This window comes from Ruegeria sp. ANG-R (assembly GCF_000813985.1).
Lineage (GTDB): Bacteria > Pseudomonadota > Alphaproteobacteria > Rhodobacterales > Rhodobacteraceae > Ruegeria.
Window position 1 is genome coordinate 1,023,867 of sequence record NZ_JWLJ01000001.1, and the last position, 21,303, is coordinate 1,045,169.

The following is a 21,303-nucleotide window of genomic DNA, read 5'->3' on the forward strand; positions in this document are numbered from 1 at the left end:
AGCCTCAAGAGCCGGAGAACGTTGGATGACCGAAGCCGAACGCATATTGCTTGATCTGCTGAATATCGAACCGCTTGAGGTCGACCTGTTTCGAGGAACCGGTTCTGGCGGAGAAACACCAACGCGTATCTTCGGTGGGCAGGTGATCGCTCAGGCGCTTGCCGCAGCTTACAGAACGGTCGAGGACCGACTGTGCCATTCCCTGCACGCCTATTTTATCCGCCCCGGCGATCCGTCAATTCCCGTTATATATCAAGTGGATCGCGCGCGGGATGGAGGTTCGTTCACAACCCGTCGCGTCGTCGCGATCCAACATGGTAAGCAAATCCTGAACATGTCTGCCTCGTTCCACAAAGAGGATGACGGATGGGACCATCAGCACTCCATTCCGGACGTCGATGCCCCTGAGCGCCACCCGTCGCGCGACGAGCTGCGGCAAAAGTATCTTGAGCGCGTTCCGGAAGGGCTGAAATCTGAGTTATTGCGCGAGCGTCCGATTGAAGTGCGCGAGATTGATCCGCTGGACCTGTTCGCGCCGTCCAAGGCAGACGATAGGAACCACCTGTGGTTTCGCATGGGTGCGGCGAACCATGCGGATACGATTACTCAACATCTTCTCTTGGCTTACGCCTCAGATATGAGCCTGCTCAGCTCGGGTATGCGACCGCATGGGCTGAGTTGGTTCACGGGTGAAATCGACGGCGCCAGCCTGGATCATGCCCTTTGGTTTCACGCGCCCGTCCAGTTTCAGAACTGGCATCTCTATTCAATGGAGGCGCCATGGACGGGGCAGGGGCGTAGTTTCAATCGCGGATCGATCTACTCGCAAGACGGCAGGCTTATCGCATCTGTCGCACAAGAGGGCCTGTTAAGACGGCGTATCAAGCGTTAGGTATTTCCCTTAAACCTTTGATTTAGATTGCTCATGCCGCCTATCCAGTGGTCGTAATCCGCAGATTTCAGGCGCATGTAATCAAGCACCTGTGGGTGCGGCAGGATCAGAAAACGCTCTTCGGTCAACGCGTCGACACAGGTCTGAGCGACATCATCGGGTTCAAGCATACCGTCGATGGCGGCAACCGAGTTTTCGAGCCCGCGTGTCATCTCTGATCGAACGGCTTGAGGACACAACACTGAAACCCGGATGCCCTGATCGCGATATGTTAGCGCGACCCATTCTGCGAAACCAACGGCTGCGTGTTTGGTCACACCATATGGTGCCGCACCGGGTTGATTGAGTAATCCGGCAGCGGATGCCGTGATCATCAAATAACCGCCACCGCGTGCAACCATTCGCGGAATCAGATGCCGCGCGGTCCAGACATGGGACATGACGTTGATTTTCCAGATATGTTCCCATTGCGCGTCCGGCACGTCTAGGCCACCCAGCGTTAAAACACCCGCATTCGCGCAGAACAAATCGATCGGTCCAACGGTGTCCTCGGTCGTTTCGATCAGCGCGCGGATATCGCTTTCTCTGGAAACATCGCATTTGAGCGCGTGACCACCAATCTGATCTGCAGCGGCTTGCGCTCCGCTAAGATCGATATCGGCACAGACCACACGCGCACCTTCTTTTGAGAATCTCTCGGCAAGACCATAGCCGATACCATTCGCGGCACCGGTAATAACGACGGTCTTTCTGCTCAGGTGCATAGCACTGTCCGTAGTACATCTACATCGCAAACACAGCGTAACATCTTGGCAAACCACAGCCAACGCGCATTTAGTGACGGTGCTTTGCCAGGTATAATATTTACATAATACCGATTATGCGATATTTTGATCACGCTTTAATAAAACGCCTGAAGCCCGGTTTGCGCCCGCCCCAGGATCAATGCGTGGACGTCGTGTGTCCCCTCATAGGTATTGACGGTTTCCAGATTAATCATGTGGCGCACCACCTGGAACTCAAGCGAGATCCCGTTGCCACCGTGCATGTCGCGAGCCATTCTGGCAATGTCCAATGCCTTGCCGCAGTTGTTACGCTTGATGATCGAGATCATCTCGGGCGCGGCCTCGGCCTGATCCATTAGCCTCCCGACGCGCAGGCTGGCTTGCAGGCCCAAAGATATTTCGGTCTGCATCTCAGCCAGTTTACGCTGAAACAGTTGGGTCTGTGCCAACGGGCGATTGAACTGCTTGCGGTCCAAACCGTATTGGCGCGCCGCGTGCCAGCAGCATTCCGCAGCGCCCATGGCACCCCAACTGATACCGAAACGTGCGCGATTCAGACAGCCGAACGGTCCCTTAAGGCCCTGAACATGCGGCAGCAAGGCGCCCTCGTCCACTTCAACACCGTCCAGGACGATTTCGCCGGTGATCGAGGTTCGCAGGCTCAGCTTGTTTTCAATCTTCGGTGCGCTCAGACCCTTGGTGCCTTTGTCCAGCACGAATCCGCGGATCTTACCGTCATGCGCGTCCGATTTGGCCCAGACAACAAAGACATCCGCAATCGGCGCGTTCGAAATCCACATTTTGCTGCCCGTCAAACGGTAGCCGCCATCAATCTTTTCCGCGCGGGTTTTCATCGCTGCCGGGTCAGATCCGGCATCCGGTTCGGTCAGACCGAAACAACCGATCCACTCGCCGCTGGCCAGTTTCGGCAGATATTTGCGGCGCTGTTCCTCGCTTCCGTAGGCGTAGATCGGGTACATCACCAACGAGCTTTGCACCGACATCATCGAGCGATAGCCGGAATCCACGCGCTCGACTTCACGCGCGACCAATCCATAAGTCACATAACCTGCACCAATGCCGCCATACTCCTCGGGGATGGTGGTGCCAAGCAGACCCATGTCCCCCATTTCGCGAAAGATTTCCGGGTCGGTTTCTTCGCTCTGGAACGCCTGCGTAACACGTGGCTGCAGCTTTTCCTGCGCATAAGCTCGCGCACTGTCTGCAATCAGGCGCTCATCCTCCTCCAGTTGGTCGGAAAGGCGGAATGGATCATCCCAGTTAAAGCTTCCAAGCTCAGGCGCATCCTTCGCCCGAAGGACGGGTTTTGAATCTGGCGCGTTCATTTGTTTCTCCGACTGCTATGAGTTTGCGCGATCTTAACCTGAGGTTTCATCAAAAAACAGCGAGACATTCGCATTGTTTCATGATCAAAACGCATAGATGAGTACAAATCGCCCTCTCCTGCCCCCAATCTCAGCGCTGCGCGCCCTTGAGGCATTGGACCGCCTTGGCTCGGCTTCCGCAGTCGCCGATGAAATGGCGCTGACGCAAAGCGCAGTCAGCCGGCAACTTCAAACGCTCGAGGCACATCTGGGCGCTGAACTGGTCAGCCGGGACCGGAAGAGGCTGTCGTTGACCAAGGCGGGGCAAGACTACGTTCGGGAAATTCGACCAGCCTTGTCGCAAATCGCGCAAGCGGCGTTGAAACTGCATATCGCGCCGGTCGGAGGCACATTGAATCTGGCAATCCTACCGACCTTTGGAATGCGTTGGCTGGTGCCGCGCTTGCCTGATTTCGCGCGCCTTCATCCCGATATCACGATCAACATGACAACCCGACTGCGACCGTTCAACTTTGCGTCGGAACCTTTTGATGCGGCTTTGCATTTTGGGGAACCCGATTGGCCCGGAACCGATCGGCTGCTGTTGAGCGTGGAACGTGTTCTGCCTGTTTGCGCACCCGAGTTGCTACCGCAAGGGGCGCCAAAATCTCCGCGCGCGTTGCTCAAGCTGCCGTTGCTGCACATACAAACGCGCCCACGTGCCTGGCAGGATTGGTTTCAACAAATGGGTGTCGCGCATCCGCACCCTCTGCCCGGCACGGTGCACGATCAGTTCAACACGATCAATCAGGCTGCACTGCACGGGCTGGGTGTGGCCTTGTTGCCGAACTATCTGGTCGAGCAAGACCTTGCCACAGGCAAGCTGATCGCCGCCTTTCCCAATGCGATTGAGGCGATGGGAGCCTACTATCTGGTCTGGCCGCGCGAGAAGTCCGAAGACGAATCTCTGCGGCGGTTCAGGCACTGGCTGGCCTCGCAAGCGCAGCCAGAAGAGGCCCTGCCCCGCTGAGCATCACCCCAATGCGTACCCTGCCCCACGAACCGTTCGCACCGGATCTTCGCCCCCATGCTGGGTCAGGGCTTTGCGCAAGCGACCGATATGGACATCAACGGTACGCGTATCGACATAGATGTCACGGCCCCAGACGCGGTCGAGCAACTGTTCGCGGCTCCAGACCCGACCGGGCTTCTCCATAAAAGTGCTCAGTAGGCGAAATTCGGTCGGACCAAGTTTCAAAAGCTTGTTGTCACGGCTGACCTTGTGGGTCTCGGAATCCAGGATGATATCGTCGAATTCCAACCGGATGCCTACGGTTGCAGGACGCACCCGCCGCAGTTGCGTCCGAACGCGCGCCATCAACTCAACCACCGAGTAAGGTTTGACCACATAATCATCCGCGCCTGTTTCCAGACCGCGCACCTTGTCGACCTCCTCCGACCGGGCCGACAGCATGATGATCGGGATCGAGCGTGTATCGGGCCGCGTCTTCAGCCGACGGCAGACCTCGATGCCACTGAGGTTAGGCATCATCCAGTCCAGAACGATGATATCCGGGCGGTCTTCCTCGACCAGCAACAAGGCTTCGTCCCCATTGGCGGCACGTGTTACGCGGAACCCTTCGGCGTCCAGATTGTAGGCCAGCACCTCTCGCTGGGCCAGTTCATCCTCGACCACCAGAACTGTCGGTTGATCAGCGGACATGACAGAGGTCTCCTAGATCGTTTGCGAGGTGTTGTCGGCTTTGGGCCGCGCCTCGGCGGGCCGTTCGCCGGTAACAAGATAGACCACCTGCTCGGCAATCGCTGTGACGTGGTCGCCCATTCGCTCGATGTTCTTGGCAATGAAGTGCAGATGCATACAGGATGAGATGTTACGCGGGTCCTCAGCCATGAAGGTCAGGAATTCGCGGAACAGGCCGTTATACATCTGGTCCACTTCCAGATCGCGTTCGATCACGTCTGCCGCCAACTCGGCATCGCGTTGGATGTAAGCATCCAGCGCGTCGCGCAGCATCCGTTCGACCTCGCGCGCCATCCGGCGCAGCGCGGCGGCGCTTCCGTTGATTTCGCCGGCATTGACCAGAACGGTCGTGCGCTTGGCGATGTTCTTGGAATAGTCACCGATCCGTTCCAGGTTGGTCGAGACCTTCAGAACCGACAACACCAGCCGCAAATCGCTTGCGGTTGGTGCGCGCAGAGCGATCAGGCGCGCGGTTTCTTCGTCAATAAGCTCTTCCAGGGCATCGATGGCCTTGTCACCCTGACGCACCTCTTTCGCAAGCTCTTCGTCGCGGGTTTCCAGGGATCGGGCGGCGCCCATGATGGCGGCCTCGACCAGTCCACCCATCTTCATGATATGCGCCTGAATGGCCTCAAGGTCGCGGTCGAACGCGGATGCAATATGTTGTTCGGTCATCGCAATAGTCCTGTGCTCAGCCGATCCGGCCAGTGATATAACTTTCGGTCCGGGGATCTTCGGGATTGGTGAAGATCTGCCCGGTTTCACCAAATTCAACCAGGTTACCTAAATGGAAAAACGCCGTCTTTTGGCTGACCCGCGCGGCCTGCTGCATCGAGTGGGTCACGATCACCACCGAATAGCGCGAGCGCAGCTCGTCGATCAGTTCCTCGACCTGGGCCGTCGCAATCGGGTCCAGCGCCGAGCAGGGCTCGTCCATCAATAGAACCTCAGGCTCGGTTGCAACGGCGCGTGCGATGCACAGGCGCTGCTGTTGACCGCCCGACAGGCCGGTGCCCGGGGCATCCAGACGGTCCTTGACCTCATCCCAGATCGCGCCGCGACGCAGGGATTTCTCAACGATCTCGTCCAGTTCCGCCTTGTTCTTGGCAAGACCATGGATGCGCGGACCGTAGGCCACGTTGTCATAGATCGACTTGGGGAAGGGGTTCGGCTTTTGGAATACCATGCCCACCTTGGCGCGCAATTGCACCGGATCGACGCGCTTGTCATAGATATCTTCGCCATCCAGCAGGATATCGCCCTGAACCCGGCAAATATCGATCGTATCGTTCATCCTGTTCAGACAGCGCAGGAATGTCGACTTGCCGCAACCTGACGGGCCGATAAATGCGGTGACCGTTTTGTCTTCGATTTCAACGTCCACATCCTTGATGGCGTGGGTATCGCCGTAATAGACCTGAACCTGCTTGGCGTTGATCTTGATGTCTTTGGAGTCCACGGCTCTCTCCACTCGTGTCATGTCGTTCATTTCAGCCCCCTCTTACCAGCGGCGTTCAAAGCGGCGGCGCAGGATGATTGCGATGATATTCATGGTCAGCAGGAACATCAAAAGGATGATGATGCCGCCCCAGGCTTTCTCATAGAAACCTACATCGGCGCGTGCGGCCCATGTATAGATCTGCGCAGGCATGGCCGAGTTCGGCTCGGTAAAACCTGCCAGAAAGCCATCGGGATAGCCGCGGGCGACAAAGCCCACCATGCCGATCAACAGCAGCGGCGCGGTTTCACCCAGCGCCTGCGCCAGACCGATGATCGTACCGGTCAGGATACCGGGCGCGGCCAGCGGCAGCACATGATGAAACACCGCCTGCATTTTCGAGGCCCCTACCCCCAGCGCTGCATCGCGGATCGACGGCGGCACCGCCTTGAGCGAGGCGCGGGTCGAGATGATGATCGTCGGCAGCGTCATCAGCGTCAGCACCAGACCACCGACCAGAGGCGCCGATTGCGGCAGGTGCATGAACTGGATGAACACGGCCAGACCCAGAATGCCGAACACGATCGACGGTACTGCTGCGAGGTTTGAAATGTTCACTTCAATCAGATCGGTGAATCTGTTCTGCGGCGCGAATTCTTCCAGATAGATCGATGCAGCGACGCCGATAGGCAACGACAGGCACAGCACCACCAGCATCATGAAGAACGAGCCGACGACCGAGGCACCGATGCCTGCGCCGCCGGGATTGTCCACGCCTGAGTCGGCCCCGGTAATGAACGGCCAGTTGAACACCTGCTTGATGATGCCGGCCTCTTTCAACGCGTCGACAAGATCCAGATCGCTGAGTTGCAGAAAGCGACTGTCCTGCAATGTATCGCGAGAAACACGGCCCTTAAAGTACCCGTCCACGCGGCTGGATGCGGCCAGATCAAACTCGATCGGTTCGCCCAGCTTATCAGGGTTTTCGGCATAGAAGGTTCGAATCGTACCGCCGACTTTACCCAGAAGACGCTCGATTGCGGCCGCGTCAAAATCGACGCTGATCCCGCGTTCTGCCAGTTCCGAGTTCAGTTCAGAAATGAACAGATCGGAATAAGCCTTGGTCTTGAACAGAGTGCCTTCGGCCTGTTCCTGCTGCTGTTGCGTCAGCGTGAAATCGACGCTTACGACGGTACGCTGAAAGGCGGGGATGCCCTGCGACAGGATCGACGCAAACAGCACGATCAGAAAAAACAGGCCCGTGGCAATCGCTGTGATGCCATAGGCGCGAAAGCGTTTCTCGGCGGCTGCGCGTTTCTTGGTTCGCGCGTCGGAGGCGGTCAGCGAAACCGTGTGGCGACCCGTTTCCGGGCTTTGCATACTGGCGTCGGTCATTCGTACTGCTCCCGATACTTGCGCACGATGTAGAGGGCGAAGATGTTCAGCCCCAGCGTCAGGATGAACAGGGTCATACCAAGCGCGAAGGCCACGAGGGCCTCGGGCGAGGCAAAATCCGCGTCGCCAGTCAGTTGGCTGACGATTTTTGCGGTGACGGTCGTCATAGCCTCGAACGGGTTGAGGCTGAGCCGCGCGGCAGCCCCTGCCCCCAGAACCACGATCATGGTCTCACCGATAGCGCGTGAAGCGGCCAGCAGGATCGCGCCCACGATCCCCGGCAAAGCCGCAGGCAGGACAACCTGCCGGATGGTCTCGGATTGGGTCGCGCCCAGCCCGTACGACCCATCACGCATGGCTTGCGGTACTGCGTTGATGATGTCGTCCGACAGGGATGAGACGAACGGGATCAGCATGATGCCCATGACGAGACCCGCTGTCATGACGGCGGTGCCGGCCTTCATCCAGCCAAGCCCGCCGTCGCCGAACACATCCAGCAAAAGCGGACCCACGGTCAGCAGCGCAAAGAGACCGTAAACGATAGTCGGTATACCGGCCAGCACCTCCAGCAGAGGTTTGGCAATTGAGCGTACGCGAGGGGATGCATATTCACTGAGGTAGATCGCCGCAAACAGGCCGATTGGGACGGCCACCAGAAGCGCAACCAGCGAAATGTAGAACGTGCCCCAGAGCAAGGGGATGATTCCGAGATCAGACGCGCCTCCACGACCCGAGAAGCTGGGGGCCCAGGTGGTACCGAAGAAGAAATCTGAAGCGGGATAAAGCTTGAAGAACTCCCAGGTGTTGAAGACCAGTGACAGCACGATCCCGATCGTCGTCAGAACCGCGATCGAAGCAGCGGCAAGAAGCAATGCGCGCACGCCCTGCTCCACCACGTTTCTCGCCCGGTATTCTGCGTGTGTCTGCCACCAGCTGATGCCGGTGCCTGCCAGCGCCGCAAGAATGATGACAACCGACATAATCGAATAACCGGTGGTGTTCATAACCCGGTGCTTCTGTGCGGCGAGCAACACCGGCTGTGTAATGTCGGAAGTGACGACTTGCCCCGCTTCCTTGAGAATTCGGGTAACTTCAGCATTGTCGGCATTCGGGTTCGCTGCTTCGATTTCGGTAAGCAACCCCTGAGACACCGCGTTGTTCAACCCATCGGCCGTGCGACGCACTTCGGCCATGACAAGGCTGCGCGAAGAGCCCTCTTTGATGGCAGTGTCGGGGATCATACCCGACACCTGAGAGTTCACATAAAGCGGTTGCAACAACAACCAGGCAATCAAAAGACCAAACGCCGGGATCAACGCCTTCAGGGCAACATTCGCACCATAAAAAGTTGGAAGCGAGTGCAGGTTCCGGCTATCGCCTCCGGCGCTGTGCAAGGCACGTGAGCGTCCAAGCACGTATCCCACTGCAGAGATCGCAATGACGATCAGGAAAAGCCAAACTATCGGCATAACACCCCCAGGGGACTTGATTGGGAATACAGAAGATGATCAGGGGCGACACCGATGGCCGCCCCAATCTTTGGACCAGTATCCGGCTTAGCTGCCCGAACCCAGGGTCACCTCGTTGGCGATCGCGTCCTGCGTTTTTGCCAGCTCAGGATCAGCAACCAGGCCATAGTTGGCCAGCGGACCCGAACCACCCGCGATTTCATCGTGAGTGAAGAATTGAGCGTACTCTTTCAGGCCGGGGATCACGCCGATATGCGCTTTCTTGACGTAGAAGAACAGCGGGCGCGAGACAGGGTATTCACCCGAAGCGATCGTCTCGGTCGACGGCGCGACGTCACCCATTGTGGCCACTTTCAGCTTGTCGGTGTTGTTCTCGTAGAACGCCAGACCGAACACGCCGATGCCGTTGGGGTTGGTGTCGATACGCGCCAAGGTTTCGGTGTAGTCGCCGTCAATGTCGACCGACTTACCGTCGGCGCGGACGTCCAGACATGCGTCTTCGGCGTCATCTTCGCTCATGCCGCCTTCGATCATGGCTTCCATGGCGCCGGTTGCTTCACAACCAGCCAGCAGAACCTTGTCTTCGAACACTTCGCGGGTGCCGTGCTTGGTACCCGGGATGAACATCGCGATCTCCACGTCCGGCAGATCACCGTTAAACTCGGCCCAGCTGTTGTAGCTGTTATCGACCAGAGCACCGTCTTTCACGACTTTCGAACCGATCGCGTTATAGATGTCAGCCGGCTGGAATGCGGTGAAGGCGGGGCCGGACTGCTGGCTTGCGAACACAATGCCGTCATAGCCGATGCGCACTTCCATGATGTCGGTCACACCGTTTTCGGCGCAGGCTTTGATTTCTTTTTCGCGGATTGCGCGCGATGCGTTTGCAACGTCGATTGTGTTTTCGCCAACGCCTTCGCAGAACCGCTTCAGACCGGCGGACGAGCCGCCCGATTCAACAACCGGGGTGGGGAAATCGGTGTTTTCACCAAACAGCTCAGCAACAATCGAAGCGTATGGCAGAACGGTGGACGAACCAGCAACCTGTACGTTATCACGCGCAGCAGCAGCGGTCGCCGAGACGGCAGCAATTGCCAGCGCAGAAGCCGACAGTTTAACAAAGGACATTTCGGTCTCCTTGAGAGAGATGGGTTTTGATCACCCCATGATGATCTGCGCGAAGCACTATGACGTGCGCGTAAGTCTTTTGTGACACTCGTGTAACAGTTTGATGACAACTCACGAAATTCCCAGAATATCTTAACTTGACGATATTCCGTGCCACGGCACGCTTCGGAAAATCAGGATATCAGTGCGGCAGGATCACAGTGAAAACAGCACCTTGGCCCAGTTCACTTTCCACCCGCAACCGACCGCGATGGCGGTTGACGATATGCTTGACGATTGCAAGCCCCAGCCCTGTGCCGCCCAGTTCACGGGAGCGGTGACTGTCGGCCCGATAGAATCGCTCGGTCAGTCTGGGCAGATGCTTGGCATCGATACCGGGCCCCTGATCGATAATCTTGATCCGAACCGCAGGCCCGCGCATTGCGGTATCCCGCTCAGACAAGTGCACAACGACATCGACCTTGCCGCCGCTACCACCATATTTGATCGCGTTTTCAACGAGGTTGGTAATGACCTGACGCAGCTGGTCGCTGTCCCCGACCATCGTGATTGGTTCACGCGGTGCATCCAGCGAGAGGCTTACACCGGCATCATCGGCCAGCGGTCGAAGGGTATTTAACGTCGACTGAATCAGCCCCGTCAGTTCCAAAGGTTCTTTTGGTCTGACACGCTCTTCACTTTCCACGCGGTTGAGGGACAACAGATCTCCCACCAGCCGATTCATCCGGTTTGCCTCATCCGCCATGATCTGCAGAAAACGATCGCGGGCAGCGGTATCGTCGCGCGCCGGGCCGCGCAGAGTTTCGATGAAACCCATCAGCGCAGTCAGCGGTGTGCGCAGCTCATGGCTGACATTGGCCACGAAATCGCGCCGCATCTGTCCTGCCTGCTCCAGATGTGTGACATCCTGAAACACTACCAGAACCGCGTCGGCGCCGTCGATGTATCTGCACTGCACTTCAAACGTAGTATCCTGCGCGCCGTCATTCGACAGGTGTCGCGCCTTGCCGGGGTCTTTCGAGCGCAGGCTTTGTTCCACGACTTCAATGACCTGAGGTTGCCGCAGGATCGTAGCGAAATGCCGGCCTTCGATGGCTTGGCCCAACAGTGTTCGCGCCTCGGCATTCGCGGCCATGATCCGCTCGGTCTGTCCAACCAGCAGCGCGGGCATCGGAATGGCAGAGACAAGTTCAGCAAGCAGAGAGTCAGTCATGCTGATCTAGACCGGCTGCAGCGTTTCGCGGAACTTTCGCATGTTGTCCTGATAGTGCAGAGCGCTCAGCGTCAGCTTTTGGGCCGCGGTCTCATCCAATTGGCGCACGACTTTTCCGGGTGATCCCATGACCAACGAATTATCCGGTATCTCTTTGCCTTCCGTGATCAGCGCCCCTGCCCCGATCAGACAGTTTCTGCCGATCCTCGCCCCGTTCAGCACGATGGCACCCATACCGATCAGAGAATTGTCTCCGATTGTGCAGCCATGCAGCATGACTTTGTGGCCCACGGTGCAATTCTTACCGATGGTCAGCGGATAGCCGGCGTCGATATGCATCACGCAGTTCTCCTGCACATTGCTGCCAGCACCAACGCGGATTTCCTCATGGTCGGCCCGGATGGTGCAGCCGAACCAGACCGAGGCGCCCTGCTCCAGTACCACCTTGCCGATAAGGTTGGCGTCAGGGGCGACCCAGGTATCCTGGTGTATTTGCGGCTTGTGTTCGCCTAGAGCGTAGATGGTCATGACAGGCCCTCGAACTCGGTTTGCAGCGTACGGATGTGGTTTTGCAGGCTGGGTTGCTGAATGCGCCGCATTCGTTCTGCGCTGACGATGGTTTTCAGTTTTTCTTCGGTCGCATCCAGATCATCGTTGATCAGAACGTAGTCGTAATAGCCCCAGTGGCTGATCTCGTCCCAACTTTTGAGCATCCGTTTGGCGATCACGTCATCGCTGTCTTGTCCGCGTCCCTCAAGCCTGCGGCGAAGTTCCCGGATCGACGGAGGCAGGATGAAAATCGACAGCGCATGTTTGCCAAGGTCCGAGTTGCGGATCTGCACCTCACCCTGCCAGTCCACATCGAACAGCACATCGCGCCCTTGCGTGATGGACTCGCGCACTGGCCCTGCTGGGGAGCCGTAGAAGTTGCCGAACACGTGCGCGTGCTCCAGCATTTGCCCGTCGGCTACCTGCTGTTTGAACTCGTCCTCGGACAGAAAGTAATACTCGCGGCCATGCTCCTCACCCGGTCGCGGTGCGCGGGTGGTGGCCGAGATTGAGAATTCCAGCCCGACATCCCACTGCATCAGACGACGGGCCAGCGTGGATTTGCCTGCGCCCGAAGGTGAGGACAGAATGATTAATAGACCTCGGCGATCCGCCATGTGATTTTCCCGTCCTTATTCCACGTTCTGTACTTGCTCGCGCATCTGGTCGATAACAGCCTTCAGCTCAAGTCCAACCGCTGTCAGCTCGGCATTTTGCGATTTCGAGCAGAGCGTGTTGGTTTCGCGATTGAACTCCTGCATCAGAAAATCCAGCTTGCGCCCGACCGGGCCGTCTTGTGTCAGCAAACCACGCGCGGCTGTGACATGTGCCTTCAACCGGTCGATTTCTTCGGTGATATCCGCCTTGACTGCAATCAGCGCCAGTTCCTGCGCGACCCGTTCAGGGTCTGCGCCTTGCGCATTGTCGAGAACGCGCGCCAGATTGTCACGCAAGCTTTGCTCCATTTCGCCCCGACGGCGCTCGGCCAGTGCGGCGGCCTGATCCGTCAGCTTTGCGATTTGCTCCAGTTGCCCGCCAAGAATGCCCGCCAGCGCATCGCCCTCAGCACTGCGCATCTCAAGAAACGCAGCCAGCAAACCGCCGAATTCAGATTTCAGCTGTTCCACAAGCGGGGCTGGATCGTCCGAGTCGCTCCCGGCCTCCATCATGCCCTTCAAGGCGAGCAAATCGCTGGCCCTGGACGGCGCCAACAACACCCCGCGTGCACCGGCCAGTGCTTCGGTCTGGGCCAGCGCATCCAGCGCGGCCTCCATCGCCGGGGTGTTCAACTGAATATCCGCAGCCGTTTCCTCGCGGCTCAGGCGAAGGGACAGCGTGACATTACCCCGGCTGACCTGTTTTGACAGATCGCTTCGCAGCGCAGTCTCAAGCCCGGTAAGCCAGTCGGGCAATCGCAGACGCAAATCCAGCCCCTTGCCGTTTACGCTGCGCACCTCCCACGTCCAGCTGTGCGGCCCGAACGCCCCCTTGCCCGAGGCGAAACCGGTCATGGATTTGATCATGCCTGCCCTTTCCGTCAAATTCGCTCGTCGCACCTAATGCCATTGGCAAGCAAGGGGCAAGACCTTGCTCATTCCCGGGGCAATGCCAAGAGGTTAACCATTCGTTAAAGAATTGCTCCAAAATTGTATTAACCCGTGTCAATCTGACGGCCAGATAAGCTGGTGGATCGCCGCTTTGCCCGATAGAGGGTATTTTAGATAAATCTCGTGTGATTGACGGTAGGGTGATGAAATGAAAACCTTTTTCGGGACTGGTTCCGGCTCAGAATTTGGAAAGATCGTCGCAATGGATCGATTTGACAGCGGGCGAAGCCTCTCTCCTATCCGTCAGGCCGAGGCCTATTGGACCGCGCTTCTGACCGGTGACGGCGTTCCGATGCGGGCGCAGATCGATCCGCGCGGGCTTGAGAATATTCTTGAATACACCTTCATTCTGGAACGTATCGCGCCGGGTCTGGCCCGGTTTCGGCTGGCCGGAAGCCATCTGAACAATCTGGCGGGTATGGAAGTCCGCGGTATGCCTTTGACCGCATTTTTCGAACCCAGCGCCCGCGACGATGTCAAATCGGTTTTGGATCAGGTCTTCACCGGCCCCGCGGTCGCTGAACTGGACCTGCTTTCAAAAGGCAAACTTGGCCGGGTCAGTCTGCAAGCGCGCATGATCCTGCTGCCGCTCAAAAGCGATCTGGGCGATGTCAGCCGCGTTCTTGGGGTCATGGTCAGCGACGGGACCATTGGCGTGACACCGCGTCGGTTCATCCTGTCGGATCGCCGTGTGAACATGATATCCGAACTGCAGCAGCCGCCAAAGCCCGTCGTACAGCGCGAAGAGGGATTTGCCGAGGACCAGACCGCATTCAAAGCGGCGCCGCACCTCAGGCTGGTCTCATCGCGCGACGACTAAAAAACGGCGGACCCAGGGCCCGCCGTTCTTATCATCGAAAGATTGCGAATTCAGCTTGCGGCGCGCTTGCCCCGGTCGCGGCGCAGGTTGGTCAGTTCCTCCGCGACGAGGAAGGCCAGCTCGAGCGATTGCGACGCGTTCAAGCGCGGATCACAGGCGGTGTGATACCGATCCGAAAGATCTTCCTCGGTCACGGCGCGGACACCGCCGGTGCATTCGGTGACGTCCAGACCGGTCATCTCGAAATGCACACCGCCGGGGATCGTACCCTCGGCCTGATGCACACCAAAGAAGTCGCGCACCTCGCGCAGCACGGAATCAAACGGCCGGGTCTTGTAACCCGTGGCCGATTTTATCGTGTTGCCGTGCATCGGGTCGCAGACCCAGGTGACTTTGGCACCTTCTTCTTTCACGGCTTTCACCAGACGCGGCAGATGCTCTCCCGCCTTGCCCGCACCAAAGCGCGCGATCAGGGTCAAGCGCCCCTCTTCGTTTTCGGGGTTCAACTTGGACATCAGAACCTTGAGGTCTTCGGCGCTGGTTGTCGGACCGCATTTCAGACCGATAGGGTTCAGAACACCACGACAGAACTCGACATGCGCACCGTCCGGCTGGCGGGTGCGATCGCCGATCCAGATCATGTGCCCGGAACCTGCCAGCCAGTTGCCCGAGGTCGAATCAAGACGCGTCAGCGCCTCTTCATATTCAAGCAGCAGGCCCTCGTGGCTGGTGTAGAACTCGACCGATGAGAATTCGTGGGTGGTATCCGCCGTGATCCCGGCGGCCCCCATGAAATCGATCGAGTCTTGAATGCGGTCTGCAATCTCCGAATACTTCTGAACGTCCTGCCCATCGGCAAAACCCAGAGTCCAGGAATGCACGTGGCTCATATCCGCGAAACCGCCGGTCGAGAAGGCGCGCAACAGGTTCAACGTTGCCGCCGCCTGTGTATATGCCTGGAGCATCTTTCCGGGATTCGGGATGCGTGCCTCGGGGGTGAAGTCCAGCTCGTTGATGATGTCACCACGGTAGCTGGGCAGTTCCACGCCATCCACCATTTCGGTCGGCGCGCTGCGCGGTTTGGCGAACTGGCCAGCCATGCGGCCGACTTTGACCACCGGCACCTTGGCGCCATAGGTCAGGACCATCGCCATCTGCAGCATCACCTTGAACGTGTCACGGATCGCATCCGCGCTGAATTGTTCAAAGCTTTCAGCACAATCCCCGCCTTGCAACAGGAACGCCTCGCCCCGGCCTGCGGCCCCAAGATGGTGTTTCAGCCGTCGCGCTTCGCCCGCAAAGACCAGCGGTGGATACTGCGAAAGCTGCGCCTCGACTTTGGCCAGCGCGGCCGCGTCGGTATAGTCTGGCATCTGAACCCGGGGCTTGTTGCGCCAGTTCGTTTTTTGCCATTCGGTCATAGCTTTGATCTCCGCTGAGGTATTTCAGGTGGTCTCTATACAAAATGCATGGATGAGAGGCCATATCCCTTTTGCGCCCCTTGACGCCGCAAACAAGCTTTGAGCATGTTGACTAGCATACCCGCCACCGTAGAAAACCCGGTGTGCACCGAATCAAGGACAGTTCGCCATGCAAGAGCAACGCCAAGTTGTCACCGTGGATAATAGCACGGGCAAGCCGCTCAATTTTGTATTTGTGCTACTGGACAAGTTCTCGTTGTTGTCTTTCGCTTCGGCGCTGGACAGCCTGCGCATCGCCAACCGTATGGCCAACCGGGACCTCTATACCTGGACCCTGTCGGGCGAGGGCGGCGAAACGGTGACCTGTTCAGCCGGAACCAGCTTCAATCTGGATAGCGATCTTTCCGAACTGCAACGCGACGAGGTCATTCTGGTCTGCGGTGGTGTCGACGTTCAGGCGGCGACCACCAAACGCATCCTGAACTGGCTGCGCCGCGAAGCCCGCAAGGGGGTCAGGATTGGTGGGTTGTGCACTGCTGCCTATACGTTGGCCAAGGCCGGATTGCTGGAAGGCAAGCGCGCAACTATCCATTGGGAAAACTCGGACAGTTTCGCGGAAGAGTTTGACACGGTCGAACTGACCAAATCGGTGTTTCAGGTCGACGGCAACCGGATGACCACGGCAGGTGGAACATCGTCGATCGACCTGATGCTCAAGATCATTGCCGAGGATTATGGGGAAGACCTCGCCAACGCGGTTGCGGATCAGATGATCTATTCCTCGATTCGCACCGATCAGGATACGCAGCGCCTGTCGACCCCGACGCGGATCGGTGTGCGGCATCCCAAGCTCAGCCAGGTCATCCTGATGATGGAAAAGAACATAGAAGAGCCGATCTCGCCTTCTATTCTGGCCAAGGATGTGGGCATGTCCACGCGCCAGTTGGAGCGATTGTTCCGCCGCTATCTCAGCCGCTCGCCCAAGCGCTATTACATGGAGTTGCGCCTGCACAAAGCACGCAACCTGCTGATGCAGACTGACATGAGCGTGATCAATGTGGCGCTGGCCTGTGGCTTTGCCAGCCCTTCTCATTTCTCGAAATGTTACCGGGCCCATTACAACACGACACCTTATCGCGAACGAGGAGCGCAGAGCGGACGGCTATCGGTTTAGGACCAGATCTGCCGAGGCTCGATCAGGTCATCGCATTCAACGAGCCGGAACCCGGGATTGAGAATGCGCGCCTCTGAAATCGGCGTCTACATATCAGCGAGGCCCCATTTTAACCCGGCGCAACGCGGCGCTATTTCAGCGGTGACATCCGGTAAACCGCCCCCTGCCCGACAGAAATGAACCAGATTGACCCGTCCGGTGCTTCGACAATATCGCGAACGCGTTCGGTCTCGGGGCCTTTGATCTGTTCAACCTCGCGCAGCGGCCTACCGGACAGTCGCGCGATATAGTCGAACTTCAGCGAGCCAACGAACAGGTTTCCTTTCCATTCTGGCCACAGCTTGCCCGAGTAGACCATCAGCCCCGAGGGCGCGATAGACGGGTCCCAATAGTGCATAGGCTGTTCCATTCCGGGCTTCGTGGTGCCTTCGCCGATTTTCTGACCCGAATAATGCACGCCATAGGAAATCACCGGCCAGCCATAGTTGGCACCAGGGCGGATCAGGTTGACCTCATCCCCACCTTTGGCCCCATGTTCGGACACCCATAACCGACCTTGCGGGTCCAAACCGGCCCCTTGCGGGTTGCGGTGGCCGAATGACCAGATCTCGGGTCGAATATCACCCTTTCCGATGAAAGGATTATCCGTCGGGACCGAGCCGTCACGGTTGATCCTAAGCACCGTTCCCATGTGGTTCGACCGATCCTGCGCCGCTGGCCGGTCTCCCCGATCACCAATGGTGACAAATAATGTGCCATCATTGGCCTCAACGACCCGAGACCCAAAATGCCGCCCGCCGGACCCGCCCGGCACAGCCTCGAAGATCACACGCAGGTTGGTCAGGCGATCTCCGTTTTCCGACAGGCGCGCAACAGCTACCGCCGTACCTGCCCCACCCCTTTGCGGTTTGGCGAAGGTCAGAAAAAGCTCTCGGGTTTGGTTGAAATCCCGTGCGATGGTCACATCAAGCAACCCACCCTGCCCGTTTGCAGCCACTTTTGGCACACCCCTGACGCGTTCCGCGTCATTGCCGTCGATGAACAAAAGCTCACCATCGCGTTCCGTCACGACAAAATTTCCGTCTGGAAGGATGCCGACGGCCCATGGCGTATCCAGACCTTTAACCATCTGAGTGACCTGAACCGGACCTGCCGACGTCTCGAGCACATCCGCCCAGCTTACGATCGGCAAGCAGGACAGGATGAGAATCGCAAAAACTCTGACCATAACTATCAGCACCTCCCGATGTAATGCCGCCCCGGAACGCAATATGTCCAACAGATCAGATAGTTCCGCTGCGCGCAAAAGCACTTTTGTTAGGACTTTTCTTTTCCGAACAGCTTGCCTAGGGTCGTGCGCAGAACAAAGACGTTCATACAATAATAGGGAGTAACCTAATGAAAAAGCTGCTTACCGCAACCGCAGCAACCGCTTTGCTGGCCGGCACCGCGATGGCCGACGATGTCAAGCTTGGTGTTCTGTTCGGCTTTACCGGCCCGATTGAATCATTGGCACCGGCGATGGGATCGGGTGCCGAGATGGCGATGGCCGAGGTCACTGAATCCGGCAAGTTGCTGGATGGTGTAGCTGTCACCGGAACACGCGCCGACACCGGCTGCATCGACAACGGTCTGGCCACGTCGAACGGCGAGCGCATGATCGCGGATGGCGTTGCAGGCATTGTCGGCGGGGATTGCTCGGGCGTGACCGGCGCGATCCTGCAGAACGTTGCGATCCCGAACGGCATGGTTATGATTTCACCGTCAGCCACGTCGCCCGGCCTGTCGACCATGGAAGATAACGGCCTGTTCTTCCGCACCGCGCCGTCGGATGCACGTGAAGGTCAGGTGATGGCAGACATCCTGAAAGATCGCGGTATCAATTCTATCGCTCTGACATACACAAACAACGACTACGGCAAGGGTCTGGCGGATGCGATCCAGTCCTCGTTTGAGGCAGCCGGCGGCGAAGTGACCATCGTTGCCGCACACGAAGACGGCAAAGCCGACTATTCGGCCGAAGTTGGCGCGCTGGCCTCGGCCGGTGGCGACATTCTGGTCGTTGCAGGCTATCTGGACCAGGGCGGTCTCGGCATCATCCAGTCGGCTTTGGACAGCGGAGCGTTTGACACGTTCGGTCTGCCCGGCGGTATGATCGGTGACTCGCTGCCCGAAAATGTCGGCCCTGACCTGAATGGCTCGTTCGGTCAGATCGCCGGTTCGGGTGGAGAAGGTGCCGAGAAGTACTTTGCCATGGCCGAAGCCGCCGGTTTCGACGGCTCGTCACCCTATTCGCCTGAATCCTACGACGCCGCAGCGCTGTTCATGCTGGCCATGCAGGCCGCTGGTTCGACCGCTCCGGCAGAGTACGGCGCCAAGATCATGGACGTCGCCAACGCCCCGGGTGAGAAAATCTATCCCGGAGAACTCGCCAAGGGTCTGGAACTGCTGGCCGCTGGTCAGGACATCGACTATGTCGGCGCCTCGGGCGTTGAACTGATCGGCCCCGGCGAAAGCGCGGGCTCGTATCGCGAGATTGAAGTCACCGACGGCGAGAACAAGACCGTCAACTTCCGTTGATCCGGACTTAACAGCCACAAAATCAAGCAGCCCGGGCCTTGTGTCCGGGCTGTTTCAATGACAAAAGGCCGCACCTCCCTTAAGGGGATGTGACAACAAGAACGCCGAACAGGGCGGCAAGGGGAAAAGATGATCGTCGTCGAAGACGTGCACAAGCATTTCGGCGGGTTTCATGCGGTGGACGGGGCATCGCTGGAAATCCAAAAAGGGTCCATCACCGGCCTGATCGGTCCCAACGGGGCCGGAAAAACCACTCTGTTCAATGTGATCGCGGGTGTTCTTCCACCGACCAGCGGCAAGGTGTTCATGGATGGTGAGGATATCACCGGCCTGCCTCCGCATGAGCTGTTTCACAAGGGCCTGCTGCGCACTTTCCAGATCGCGCATGAGTTTTCCTCGATGTCCTGCCGCGAGAACCTGATGATGGTGCCCGGCGCGCAATCGGGTGAAGCGCTGTGGAACACATGGTTCGGGCGCAAACGCATCGCAGATGAAGAACGCGCCCTGCGCGCCAAGGCCGATGAGGTGCTGGAGTTCCTGACCATCGAGCATCTGGCCGACCACAAAGCGGGCCAGGTTTCCGGCGGGCAGAAGAAACTGCTGGAACTTGGCCGCACCATGATGGTCGACGCCAAGATCGTGTTTCTGGACGAGGTCGGTGCGGGCGTGAACCGGACCTTGCTGATGACCATCGCAGACACAATCCTGCGCCTGAACAAGGAACGCGGATATACGTTTGTGGTCATCGAGCACGACATGGATTTCATCGGCAAGATCTGCGACCCGGTCATCTGTATGGCCGAGGGCAAGGTGCTGGCCGAAGGTACTCTGGACGAGATCAAGGCCAATGAGCACGTGATCGAAGCCTATCTGGGCACCGGCCTGAAAAACAAAGACAAGCTGGAGGCGGGCGCATGAGCGACAACCCCTACCAGGACGATCACGGCAACAACGATGCCTCGATCGGCAACCCCGATGGTCAGGGAAGCATGTCCCCGGCGCATCGCGTCAGCGGTGAGACACACTATGTCGGCGGCGGCCCCTTCCTGATCGGCGACACCATGACCGGTGGGTACGGCAAAGGACCAGACATTCTGCACGACTGCACCATTGCCGTCGACAAAGGTGAGATTGCGGTCATCGTCGGCCCCAACGGCGCGGGGAAATCGACCGCCATGAAGGCAGTGTTCGGTATGCTGGACGTGCGCCAAGGGTCTGTTCGACTGGATGGCGAAGACATCACCAATCTCAGCCCGCAAGACCGCGTGGTGCGCGGCATGGGCTTTGTGCCGCAAACCTCGAACATCTTCACGTCGATGACTGTCGAAGAAAATCTCGAGATGGGCGCCTTCATCCGCCGCGACGATTTCTCGGACACGATGGAGCAGGTCTATGACCTGTTCCCGATCCTGCGCGACAAACGCAATCAGGCCGCCGGAGAGCTGTCGGGTGGACAACGCCAACAGGTCGCCGTGGGCCGCGCGCTGATGACCCAGCCCAAGGTGCTGATGCTGGATGAGCCCACCGCTGGTGTCTCACCCATCGTGATGGATGAGTTGTTCGACCGGATCATCGAGGTGTCGCGCACCGGGTTGCCGATCCTGATGGTCGAACAAAACGCCCGTCAGGCGCTGGAGATAGCGGACAAGGGATATGTGCTGGTGCAGGGGCGGAACGCCTATACTGGCACGGGCAAGGAACTGCTGGCCGACCCCGAAGTGCGCAAGAGTTTCTTGGGGGGATAG

General features: G+C 58.3%; 21 protein-coding genes. 7 read left to right on the forward strand and 14 right to left on the reverse strand.

Annotated elements, in window-relative coordinates:
* Positions 1-25: 25 nt before the first annotated feature.
* Positions 26-892, forward strand: a complete 867-nt coding sequence (locus RA27_RS05140) for an acyl-CoA thioesterase II (protein WP_039537003.1) — start codon at positions 26-28, stop codon at positions 890-892.
* Here RA27_RS05140 and RA27_RS05145 read toward each other — a convergent pair.
* Positions 889-1,656, reverse strand: coding sequence for an SDR family oxidoreductase (locus RA27_RS05145; RefSeq protein ID WP_039535541.1), 768 nt, complete (start codon positions 1,654-1,656; stop codon positions 889-891). The two genes, RA27_RS05140 and RA27_RS05145, sit on opposite strands and share 4 nt — an antisense overlap.
* A gap of 137 nt (positions 1,657-1,793) precedes the next feature.
* Entirely contained in the window at positions 1,794-3,023 is a 1,230-nt protein-coding gene (locus RA27_RS05150; RefSeq protein WP_039535543.1) for an acyl-CoA dehydrogenase, read from the reverse strand.
* A gap of 97 nt (positions 3,024-3,120) precedes the next feature.
* Between RA27_RS05150 and RA27_RS05155 the strand changes: the two genes are divergently transcribed.
* Positions 3,121-4,032, forward strand: a complete 912-nt coding sequence (locus tag RA27_RS05155) for a LysR substrate-binding domain-containing protein (protein WP_039535545.1) — start codon at positions 3,121-3,123, stop codon at positions 4,030-4,032.
* A 3-nt stretch (positions 4,033-4,035) separates the two neighbouring features.
* Here RA27_RS05155 and phoB read toward each other — a convergent pair whose 3' ends face one another.
* The 10 genes from phoB to RA27_RS05205 all read right to left on the reverse strand — a co-directional run bounded on the left by phoB (position 4,036) and on the right by RA27_RS05205 (position 13,479).
* Positions 4,036-4,725 carry a phosphate regulon transcriptional regulator PhoB gene (phoB, locus tag RA27_RS05160; protein ID WP_039535547.1) on the reverse strand — a complete coding sequence of 230 codons (690 nt, stop codon included), beginning with the start codon at positions 4,723-4,725 and terminating at the stop codon, positions 4,036-4,038.
* Positions 4,726-4,737: 12 nt separating this feature from the next.
* Positions 4,738-5,439: a phosphate signaling complex protein PhoU gene (phoU, locus tag RA27_RS05165; protein ID WP_039535549.1), complete on the reverse strand. Its 702-nt coding sequence runs from the start codon at positions 5,437-5,439 to the stop codon at positions 4,738-4,740.
* A 16-nt stretch (positions 5,440-5,455) separates the two neighbouring features.
* On the reverse strand, positions 5,456-6,253 hold the full coding sequence (gene pstB / locus RA27_RS05170; protein WP_039535551.1) for a phosphate ABC transporter ATP-binding protein PstB: 798 nt from the start codon (positions 6,251-6,253) through the stop codon (positions 5,456-5,458).
* 12 nt (positions 6,254-6,265) lie between these two features.
* Positions 6,266-7,597: a phosphate ABC transporter permease PstA gene (pstA, locus tag RA27_RS05175; RefSeq protein ID WP_039535553.1), complete on the reverse strand. Its 1,332-nt coding sequence runs from the start codon at positions 7,595-7,597 to the stop codon at positions 6,266-6,268.
* A complete protein-coding gene (pstC, locus tag RA27_RS05180; RefSeq protein ID WP_039535555.1) occupies positions 7,594-9,066 on the reverse strand; it encodes a phosphate ABC transporter permease subunit PstC in 1,473 nt (490 codons plus the stop codon). Before pstC ends, pstA begins: the two co-directional genes overlap by 4 nt.
* A gap of 87 nt (positions 9,067-9,153) precedes the next feature.
* The gene (locus RA27_RS05185) at positions 9,154-10,194 is read right to left on the reverse strand and encodes a substrate-binding domain-containing protein (RefSeq protein WP_039535557.1); all 1,041 of its coding nucleotides are present in this window, start codon (positions 10,192-10,194) and stop codon (positions 9,154-9,156) included.
* Positions 10,195-10,375: 181 nt separating this feature from the next.
* The gene (locus tag RA27_RS05190) at positions 10,376-11,407 is read right to left on the reverse strand and encodes an ATP-binding protein (RefSeq protein WP_039535559.1); all 1,032 of its coding nucleotides are present in this window, start codon (positions 11,405-11,407) and stop codon (positions 10,376-10,378) included.
* 6 nt (positions 11,408-11,413) lie between these two features.
* Positions 11,414-11,935, reverse strand: a complete 522-nt coding sequence (locus tag RA27_RS05195; protein ID WP_039535561.1) for a gamma carbonic anhydrase family protein — start codon at positions 11,933-11,935, stop codon at positions 11,414-11,416.
* The gene (gmk, locus tag RA27_RS05200) at positions 11,932-12,573 is read right to left on the reverse strand and encodes a guanylate kinase (RefSeq protein WP_039535563.1); all 642 of its coding nucleotides are present in this window, start codon (positions 12,571-12,573) and stop codon (positions 11,932-11,934) included. The genes RA27_RS05195 and gmk overlap by 4 nt, the downstream gene beginning before the upstream one ends.
* Before the next feature lie 15 nt (positions 12,574-12,588).
* Positions 12,589-13,479: a YicC/YloC family endoribonuclease gene (locus RA27_RS05205; protein WP_039535565.1), complete on the reverse strand. Its 891-nt coding sequence runs from the start codon at positions 13,477-13,479 to the stop codon at positions 12,589-12,591.
* A 232-nt stretch (positions 13,480-13,711) separates the two neighbouring features.
* On the opposite strand from RA27_RS05205, the gene RA27_RS05210 reads away from it, so the two are divergent.
* Positions 13,712-14,383, forward strand: coding sequence for a PAS domain-containing protein (locus RA27_RS05210; RefSeq protein WP_039535567.1), 672 nt, complete (start codon positions 13,712-13,714; stop codon positions 14,381-14,383).
* Positions 14,384-14,433: 50 nt separating this feature from the next.
* Here RA27_RS05210 and RA27_RS05215 read toward each other — a convergent pair whose 3' ends face one another.
* Positions 14,434-15,804, reverse strand: a complete 1,371-nt coding sequence (locus RA27_RS05215; protein ID WP_039535569.1) for a 3-deoxy-7-phosphoheptulonate synthase class II — start codon at positions 15,802-15,804, stop codon at positions 14,434-14,436.
* A 169-nt stretch (positions 15,805-15,973) separates the two neighbouring features.
* On the opposite strand from RA27_RS05215, the gene RA27_RS05220 reads away from it, so the two are divergent.
* Positions 15,974-16,978 (forward strand): GlxA family transcriptional regulator, encoded by a 1,005-nt coding sequence (locus RA27_RS05220; protein ID WP_039535571.1) that lies wholly within the window; start codon positions 15,974-15,976, stop codon positions 16,976-16,978.
* Positions 16,979-17,108: 130 nt separating this feature from the next.
* Here the strand turns inward: RA27_RS05220 and RA27_RS05225 are convergent, their stop codons facing one another.
* Entirely contained in the window at positions 17,109-18,206 is a 1,098-nt protein-coding gene (locus tag RA27_RS05225) for a PQQ-dependent sugar dehydrogenase (protein WP_039537006.1), read from the reverse strand.
* 170 nt (positions 18,207-18,376) lie between these two features.
* Between RA27_RS05225 and RA27_RS05230 the strand changes: the two genes are divergently transcribed.
* From RA27_RS05230 to RA27_RS05240, 3 genes are all read left to right on the forward strand, one after another.
* A complete protein-coding gene (locus RA27_RS05230; protein ID WP_039535573.1) occupies positions 18,377-19,558 on the forward strand; it encodes an ABC transporter substrate-binding protein in 1,182 nt (393 codons plus the stop codon).
* Positions 19,559-19,687: 129 nt separating this feature from the next.
* Complete coding sequence (locus RA27_RS05235) at positions 19,688-20,476, forward strand: ABC transporter ATP-binding protein (protein ID WP_039535575.1); 789 nt, start codon at positions 19,688-19,690, stop codon at positions 20,474-20,476.
* Complete coding sequence (locus tag RA27_RS05240) at positions 20,473-21,303, forward strand: ABC transporter ATP-binding protein (RefSeq protein WP_082025027.1); 831 nt, start codon at positions 20,473-20,475, stop codon at positions 21,301-21,303. Before RA27_RS05235 ends, RA27_RS05240 begins: the two co-directional genes overlap by 4 nt.

What these genes read in the sequence shown, in the direction of transcription:
- RA27_RS05140 (WP_039537003.1), top strand. Translation starts at nt 26, where the DNA reads ATGACCGAAGCCGAACGCATATTGCTTGATCTGCTGAATATCGAACCG.
- RA27_RS05145 (WP_039535541.1), bottom strand. Translation starts at nt 1,656, where the DNA reads ATGCACCTGAGCAGAAAGACCGTCGTTATTACCGGTGCCGCGAATGGT.
- RA27_RS05150 (WP_039535543.1), bottom strand. Translation starts at nt 3,023, where the DNA reads ATGAACGCGCCAGATTCAAAACCCGTCCTTCGGGCGAAGGATGCGCCT.
- RA27_RS05155 (WP_039535545.1), top strand. Translation starts at nt 3,121, where the DNA reads ATGAGTACAAATCGCCCTCTCCTGCCCCCAATCTCAGCGCTGCGCGCC.
- phoB (WP_039535547.1), bottom strand. Translation starts at nt 4,725, where the DNA reads ATGTCCGCTGATCAACCGACAGTTCTGGTGGTCGAGGATGAACTGGCC.
- phoU (WP_039535549.1), bottom strand. Translation starts at nt 5,439, where the DNA reads ATGACCGAACAACATATTGCATCCGCGTTCGACCGCGACCTTGAGGCC.
- pstB (WP_039535551.1), bottom strand. Translation starts at nt 6,253, where the DNA reads ATGAACGACATGACACGAGTGGAGAGAGCCGTGGACTCCAAAGACATC.
- pstA (WP_039535553.1), bottom strand. Translation starts at nt 7,597, where the DNA reads ATGACCGACGCCAGTATGCAAAGCCCGGAAACGGGTCGCCACACGGTT.
- pstC (WP_039535555.1), bottom strand. Translation starts at nt 9,066, where the DNA reads ATGCCGATAGTTTGGCTTTTCCTGATCGTCATTGCGATCTCTGCAGTG.
- RA27_RS05185 (WP_039535557.1), bottom strand. Translation starts at nt 10,194, where the DNA reads ATGTCCTTTGTTAAACTGTCGGCTTCTGCGCTGGCAATTGCTGCCGTC.
- RA27_RS05190 (WP_039535559.1), bottom strand. Translation starts at nt 11,407, where the DNA reads ATGACTGACTCTCTGCTTGCTGAACTTGTCTCTGCCATTCCGATGCCC.
- RA27_RS05195 (WP_039535561.1), bottom strand. Translation starts at nt 11,935, where the DNA reads ATGACCATCTACGCTCTAGGCGAACACAAGCCGCAAATACACCAGGAT.
- gmk (WP_039535563.1), bottom strand. Translation starts at nt 12,573, where the DNA reads ATGGCGGATCGCCGAGGTCTATTAATCATTCTGTCCTCACCTTCGGGC.
- RA27_RS05205 (WP_039535565.1), bottom strand. Translation starts at nt 13,479, where the DNA reads ATGATCAAATCCATGACCGGTTTCGCCTCGGGCAAGGGGGCGTTCGGG.
- RA27_RS05210 (WP_039535567.1), top strand. Translation starts at nt 13,712, where the DNA reads ATGAAAACCTTTTTCGGGACTGGTTCCGGCTCAGAATTTGGAAAGATC.
- RA27_RS05215 (WP_039535569.1), bottom strand. Translation starts at nt 15,804, where the DNA reads ATGACCGAATGGCAAAAAACGAACTGGCGCAACAAGCCCCGGGTTCAG.
- RA27_RS05220 (WP_039535571.1), top strand. Translation starts at nt 15,974, where the DNA reads ATGCAAGAGCAACGCCAAGTTGTCACCGTGGATAATAGCACGGGCAAG.
- RA27_RS05225 (WP_039537006.1), bottom strand. Translation starts at nt 18,206, where the DNA reads ATGGTCAGAGTTTTTGCGATTCTCATCCTGTCCTGCTTGCCGATCGTA.
- RA27_RS05230 (WP_039535573.1), top strand. Translation starts at nt 18,377, where the DNA reads ATGAAAAAGCTGCTTACCGCAACCGCAGCAACCGCTTTGCTGGCCGGC.
- RA27_RS05235 (WP_039535575.1), top strand. Translation starts at nt 19,688, where the DNA reads ATGATCGTCGTCGAAGACGTGCACAAGCATTTCGGCGGGTTTCATGCG.
- RA27_RS05240 (WP_082025027.1), top strand. Translation starts at nt 20,473, where the DNA reads ATGAGCGACAACCCCTACCAGGACGATCACGGCAACAACGATGCCTCG.